At 59.8% G+C, this 6,081-nt stretch carries 8 protein-coding genes; 3 read left to right on the top strand and 5 right to left on the bottom strand.

All coding sequences use genetic code 11. The annotated features are described in order from the left end of the window. Positions 1–282 (bottom strand): ATP-binding cassette domain-containing protein (locus tag ACP5J3_RS10185; RefSeq protein WP_428495592.1); only part of this gene is annotated, 282 nt, incomplete at its 3' end. A 205-nt stretch (positions 283–487) separates the two neighbouring features. Then, positions 488–1,222: a hypothetical protein gene (locus ACP5J3_RS10180; protein WP_428495591.1), complete on the bottom strand. Its 735-nt coding sequence runs from the start codon at positions 1,220–1,222 to the stop codon at positions 488–490. Between the two features lie 112 nt (positions 1,223–1,334). Between ACP5J3_RS10180 and ACP5J3_RS10175 the strand changes: the two genes are divergently transcribed. Next, the gene (locus ACP5J3_RS10175; RefSeq protein WP_428495593.1) at positions 1,335–1,754 is read left to right on the top strand and encodes a hypothetical protein; all 420 of its coding nucleotides are present in this window, start codon (positions 1,335–1,337) and stop codon (positions 1,752–1,754) included. Positions 1,755–1,844: 90 nt separating this feature from the next. On the opposite strand, the gene ACP5J3_RS10170 is transcribed toward ACP5J3_RS10175, so the two are convergent. The 3 genes from ACP5J3_RS10170 to ACP5J3_RS10160 all read right to left on the bottom strand — a co-directional run bounded on the left by ACP5J3_RS10170 (position 1,845) and on the right by ACP5J3_RS10160 (position 4,264). Continuing rightward, a complete protein-coding gene (locus ACP5J3_RS10170; protein ID WP_428495590.1) occupies positions 1,845–3,374 on the bottom strand; it encodes a hypothetical protein in 1,530 nt (509 codons plus the stop codon). Next, on the bottom strand, positions 3,329–3,811 hold the full coding sequence (locus ACP5J3_RS10165; protein WP_428495589.1) for a hypothetical protein: 483 nt from the start codon (positions 3,809–3,811) through the stop codon (positions 3,329–3,331). Before ACP5J3_RS10165 ends, ACP5J3_RS10170 begins: the two co-directional genes overlap by 46 nt. A gap of 186 nt (positions 3,812–3,997) precedes the next feature. Further along, positions 3,998–4,264 carry a ribbon-helix-helix domain-containing protein gene (locus ACP5J3_RS10160; RefSeq protein ID WP_428495588.1) on the bottom strand — a complete coding sequence of 89 codons (267 nt, stop codon included), beginning with the start codon at positions 4,262–4,264 and terminating at the stop codon, positions 3,998–4,000. Positions 4,265–4,434: 170 nt separating this feature from the next. Here ACP5J3_RS10160 and ACP5J3_RS10155 point away from each other — a divergent pair, with 170 nt between their 5' ends. Beyond that, the gene (locus ACP5J3_RS10155) at positions 4,435–5,775 is read left to right on the top strand and encodes a DUF402 domain-containing protein (protein ID WP_428495587.1); all 1,341 of its coding nucleotides are present in this window, start codon (positions 4,435–4,437) and stop codon (positions 5,773–5,775) included. A gap of 28 nt (positions 5,776–5,803) precedes the next feature. Next, entirely contained in the window at positions 5,804–6,049 is a 246-nt protein-coding gene (locus ACP5J3_RS10150) for a hypothetical protein (protein ID WP_428495586.1), read from the top strand. Positions 6,050–6,081 lie beyond the last annotated feature (32 nt).

The following is a 6,081-nucleotide window of genomic DNA, read 5'->3' as shown; positions in this document are numbered from 1 at the left end:
TACCCCCTGGAGCCTCGGCGGGGTTTGGAAGGCGAGGGCGAGGCCCCTAGCCGCTCTATCACAAGGCTTCAGCCGGGTTACATCCTCGCCGTTTAACAAGACGCGGCCCCCCACCACGTTATAACCTGGAATACCCATCACAGCCTTGAGAAGCGATGACTTCCCCACTCCGTTGGGCCCCAGTATGTAGAAAACCCCGCCTCGGGGAACCGCCAGAGATATGTCACTGAGCAGAAGACGCCCTCCTACAGATACAGATACACTCTCCAACACAAGAGACACATATATGAGAAGTACATCGGTTTAAATATGTAAAGATGCATACAGTGCACAAAGCCGACGGCCACGCCGCACACAGCCGTGTTTAACACGTAGGGGGGTGAAAAATCTGCGTCGGCCAAGGCACAGGATCGTAGACATTAAGCAACTGTACCCCCCAGGCCGGGGGGTATACGGGGCCCGCGGAGGGTGGCGTCGGGAGGTGTAGTCAAAGAACAACCAGCTTTTTTAAAACCTCTTTCTTGTCGACTCTTACGCCGCCGAATTTAGAGGCGAGGATGTAGACGCGGCCTCCCACCTCTACGCCGGAGAGGTCTAGCCTCTCGCCTTGGGACTCCACGACGCGTATGTCGCCCTCGGTGGAGGCGCCGGACAGCGAGGCCTCGCCCCTCAGCTTGTAGATGGAGATGGAGTAGGCAGAGGCCCCCGCCTGTACGGTACCCCTGACCCCCTCGATGATAAGCTCCCCCGCTATCTTCGCCCCGCTCAGCGCCACGGGGCCCGCCACGTCCACCACAGAAACGTGGCCACCAGCCGACAGCCCGCCGGCCGCCACGGAGCCTTTCACAGACCAGAGGACAACCCCTACTGCCCTGGCCCCCGTCAGGTCTACCCCGCCCTCCACTGTGTCTATGTATATGTTTCTAAACCGGGAGCCCCCCAGCCTCACGGCGCCTCTCACGCTGTGGATGTAGAGGTCGGCCCCCCTGGCCTCTGTGAGGTCTACGTCGCCCACCACGTACTGCACTATTAGGGGGCCGTGTATCTTCGCCCCCCTCAGCCTCGGCGCCGAGTCGAACACCTCGCCCCCCGGGAGGTTGCAACCCTCGCAGTCCGGCGTGAAGGCCAGCGACCTCCGGCACCGCTTGTCCCTCACGCAGTTGGGGTCGTGGTATGGGCAGTAGCCGCTTTCCAGCGCCGGCCTCCCGCAGAAGCACCTCACGTAGGGAGAAAAGGTTATATTTTTTAACTTGGGTGGAGGCGTCGGAGTGGTGAAGAGCCGGAGTACCTCCGACGTTGAGGAGAACCCGCCCCCCTCGCGCCGCTACATCCTCATGTCGATTAAGCCCAGGTTCGGCTGGGAGATCCTCAGCGGCCGCAAGAAGTACGAGCTGAGGCGGCTGGCGGGGCCCCTCGTGGAGCCGGGTGACGTGGTTTACCTCTACTTCACCAAGCCAACAGCCGCCGTGGCCGGCCGCTTCACGGCAGGCGTCGTATTCGTCGCGCCCCCCTCCAACATTCCGCATCTGCTGGCGGAGCTAGGCGACGTGGGCGTCAGCGGGGAGGACATGGAGTACGTCCGCGGCGCCAGGTACGCCATGCTCATCCAAGTGAGGGAGCCCGCCCAGTGCCGCGCCCCCGTCAAGCTGAGCAACCTGGGCCTGAGGCCGCCCCCCAGCTACAGACAGCTGGACAGGTACACTGGGGGGAGGCTGAATGAGCTGTGTCAATGTCCACCTACGCCAGATATCTAACGCCGAGATTCCCCTTGGCTGTGGACGAGTCGTTGCTGGTTGCGAATTAAACAGGGGATTGGTCAAGGGAGGGGGGAAACGAGGGTAGCACTACTTTGTGCTATGTGACCCCTCTTTGCAGAGATCACCTAACTCTACTGTTGAGCCTCTCACTCTCACGGCAGGTTTTCCGTATATCTTTAAGGTCAGCTCTGAGAAGGCGTTTACGCAGTCTGCCCTCATGTTTTTTATACAGTCCTCATTCCTCCCGGCAAAGATCTCCTTGGCTATTAACTTAAACTCGGCAGACTTTACGAGATCGCTTCTATTGGGCCGCGGGTTATCTCTGAATATTTTTCTCAGCTTCTCGCAGAGGGATGGTTGCCCCTCTTCGGCTGGCGCGACGCCAATTTTCTTAAGGGCCTCCGTAACGATGGCCTTCGCCAACATGCCCAGGACGCCTCTGTAGATGCTGTCCCCGAACCCCCTTTCAGAACCTCTGAGCCTCATGAGGGCGTGCACCAGTTGGTATACGTCGGCCTTTATGTGGATCTCGTTTTTGACGCGTAACGGCTCGGGCGATATCGTCACGTAGACCGTGTTGCAACCGGCGTGCTGGAGGGGGTTGATCCCGCCAGCCTCCGCCCTTACCTTGATCTCGATGCACAGCCCATCTTCTGTGTATATGTCAGGCTTGCTGGGGCCTTGGTATCTTCCCACCTTCAAGCCGCTCTTGAGGGCGTCGACCACCGCGTCGTGGATTTCGCGCTCCACCTGGACGTCAGCGGTCCTCTTTTTCGCCCCCTCTACTGCTCCCGTCACGAAGAATATCACATGCCTAAAGGTGTAGCCCTCCCTCAGCATCTCAGCCCCGATCCGCGCCACGAGGCCGTCTAACTGGACGCCGCAAGCCAGGCGCCTGACGAACTCCTCGGCCTCTTTTTCGAAGCCGGGCGCCAGCGAGATCCTCCCGAACCACTTCACTTCGCGGTACTTCTCCAATGCGCCGCGTCCCAGCCTGTTGGCAAGGACGCTCCAATCCCCCTGGTAGTGAGCCGTCACGACCACGTGAGGTATAAAGCCCGGCATCTCGGCCAGCTTTTTTAACAACACCTCGGTCTCCCTGGCGAGTTGCGGATCTTCGCCGAGATAACGTATGGGATACTCGTCTAGGAGCATCAAGACGTGCACCGGCCTCCCCAGCGCCGTGGCCACGGCTTGGACTGCTGTGAGGATGCAGACGGGATCCTTGCACTCGACGGGCTTCCCTAACACGTCGTAGAGCCATTTGGAGACCGCCAAGCCCAGCTTGAGCTCCAGCTGGCTTGCGAAGTCTAGGGCGCTCTTCGGATCTGAGTGCAAATACGTAAAGACCGTCGGCCACTGCCTCCCGTACTCGGACTCCAGCTGGTAGAGGAGGTGGGACTTGCCGCTACCTGGCGGGGCGATGACGAAGATCAGCGACGGGGCCTCCTCCTCTATATAAGCAGTAACTGTGTTGTAGACGTCTGTAACGAGCTTGCCGAATCTCCTCACATACTCCTCGTATTCCTTAAGCGAAGTAACGCTGAGCGGCGGCGGGCACTGCATGCGCCTCAGCACCAGGGAGGCGACTGAACCAAATATCTTCCGTAGGCCCATACCACCGCCCAGGGGGCCCTCTCAGCCACAGCCTTGGCGTCTGGATCATCTGGAGGCAACTGGCCGTCGACAGCCTTAAGCCACGCCTTAATGTAGCTGTCGACTACGTCCTCTGGCACGCCCTGGCTCAAGGCGTTCCTCCTGATAAGGTCAGCGGACTCTTTATATGCCCTCCTCACCTCCCTGTCTATTATCGGCGTGGCGAGCGAGCTACACCCTGCAATCTTCACCGCCACTACTAGCCCGCGCCCTCTCACTTTCAAACTGACCGCCTTAGCGTCGCCCACAGCCCAACTCCTCTTTACTGTGGACTCGTTAACAAGCTCTTCGGCCACCGCCCTCGGTTTCTTAACTACAACAGGCTTGCCATTGGGAGTCGGCAGATAGGACACGATAGTAGCAGACCTCTTCTTAAGGTATACAACCACTGTGTACATATAGTCACTTATGAACGTTTTTAAAAACTATATGTTGAATAAAATTATGGATCCATATAAACTTCAAATCACGTGGAGATCCCCACAAGCCAGTGATATGGCCAACGGACTCCCCCAACCGTGCTCTATTATAAACTCCTGGCGATTACTTAAAATCAGAGTCATGGAAAGAATATCCGCTGGCGTTTAGATAGAAGGCAAATTTCTCATCCTCCACACCTCCTCCCCCGCGTCAGCGGGGCCCACAGGCTTCACAGGCCTCACCATAAGCGGCGCCTTCTCCTCGGCCAGCCCGGCGAAGAGGTCGGCGAGGAGGTAATTCCTAATCAACTCCTCAAGAACCGCACTGGCGGTCCTCCCCTCCGCCGCCACCTTCTTCTCAAACCTCTCCCACAGGTCCGGATCCACCGAAATTTCTCTCTTCTTCTTTCTAGACTTGCCTCCTCTACCCACAGCAGTAAATACTCCTGGATTTATATGCCTACCGACCGACAGGCGGGCTCGGCGGCCCCGCCGCGTTCACACGTCGCGAGCGGAAGGACTCCTCACGCCTCGGCGTATGCGTCCAGCGCCCGGGTTTTTATAGGTGGATAAAGGCTTTAACCCCTTCGTCTCCAGCTGATGTGCACCGCCTGAGGATAAGGGGTATATACGCCACCGCGCTGACCAAACTGGCCCTGGACTGGGGCTTCAAGGTGGTGCAACCCACCGAAAAGATCGCAAAACGCCTCGCTATTGAGAGAGACGTGTCTCCGCCGGACGCCACGGTTAAGGACCACGAGTCTAAGACGGGGATCGTGGTGGTGGGGAAGTGCGAGGCGGTGGAGGCCTTTCTAGAGAGGCTCTCTCAATACGCCGATCCCTTTATCGCCAGGGCTAGGGCAGGCGTGAAGGAGGTATTCGCCGGGAGGGCGGTGGGCGAGGCGGCGGTGGAGGGCCCCGGAGGCGAGGTGTACGAAGTGCCGAGCCGCTACGTCCTCACGCCGGGGGCCGTGGGCGTATACACGGTGGCGAAGCCGCCCATCGGCCCCCACAGGGGGATGGCGGTGCCGGAGATCGCCATCGACGGCGAGTACCTCGAGCTGAACACCACGGGGAGGGTGACGTACAGCGAGCACATCCCCCCGGAGGACAGGCTGAGGCTGAGGATACTCGCTGAGTCCCGTCTGCGGCAGTACGCCTCCCTCGGGCTGAGGTTCAAGTCATCGGCCCGATACGCCGACGAGGAGGCCCTGGCCCGGGAGGCGGAGTCCCTCTACCAAGAGCTCCTGGCGCTTTCGAAAGGCGGGGCGCCCGGCGAGGTGCTGAGGCGTGGTAGCTGCCTCGCGATCGCCCTCTTCGACAAGTGGGGCAAGGAGAGGCTGGACGAGGCCAGAGGCTCGGTGGTCCCAACGGCGAGGGGGCACCACGCCCTCAGAGCCCAGGGGATTGGGCGATGCGTAGACCTCCTCGACTACGTCGGCGGCGACGTGTACGAAAAGGCGGCGGAGTACCTGGCCCAGGGCGAGGTGGCGATTTACCACGTAAAGCCCTGGGGCGACGTGGTGAAGATGAGGGGGGAGTCCATAGGCGTGAGGGGCGGAGTCTTGGTGGTCAAGAGGTTGCTCAAGCCGGGGGGCGTGCTGGACGGAATCGGCGTGGAGATCGGCAAGGGCTACTACGCGCTGACGTGCATACCCCGCGGCGCCGGGTATGTGGTCCACACCTACTACACCCCCGACGGGAGGCCGGTCGGCACATACATCAACCTCAACACCGAACCCGAGTGGGGCCGCCGGGTGTACTACATCGACCTCCTCGTCGACAAGGCCGTGACTCAGCAAGAGGAGAAGATCCTCGACCTAGAGGAGTTTAAGAAATACGCCGCGTTCTTCCCACGGCGTCTAAAGGACCCCCTAGCACACGCGCCGGCTGGGAGGCCCCAGTGCACCGAGAACGGGCTAGTCGACATCTCCGGCCGGTAGAGTTATATAGAGTTATAATGGTATATGCGTGGAGAAGACGACGATAGCCGTGTCGAAAAAACTTCTGCAGGAGCTTGCGAGAGAGAAGGAGAGGCTCAGGGCGAGGTCCATGGAGGAGGCCATATCCAGAATACTACAAGAGTACAGACTTCTGAGGAGGAGAGTGGCCATACTGGAGATGCTGGAGAAAAACCGGGGAGAGGAAGGCGCGGCCACCGTTGAGGAGCTACTTGAAGATAGGAGGAGATGGGGATCACCGCGGAGGCTCTCCTAGACACGTCGGTGCTGATCGAGGTGCTGGACAGG

Origin of the sequence: Pyrobaculum sp., assembly GCF_049971835.1 — an archaeon.
Lineage (GTDB): Archaea > Thermoproteota > Thermoprotei > Thermoproteales > Thermoproteaceae > Pyrobaculum.
Note: the sequence above shows the minus strand (reverse complement) of the source record. Positions and strands in the feature narration are given on the sequence as shown.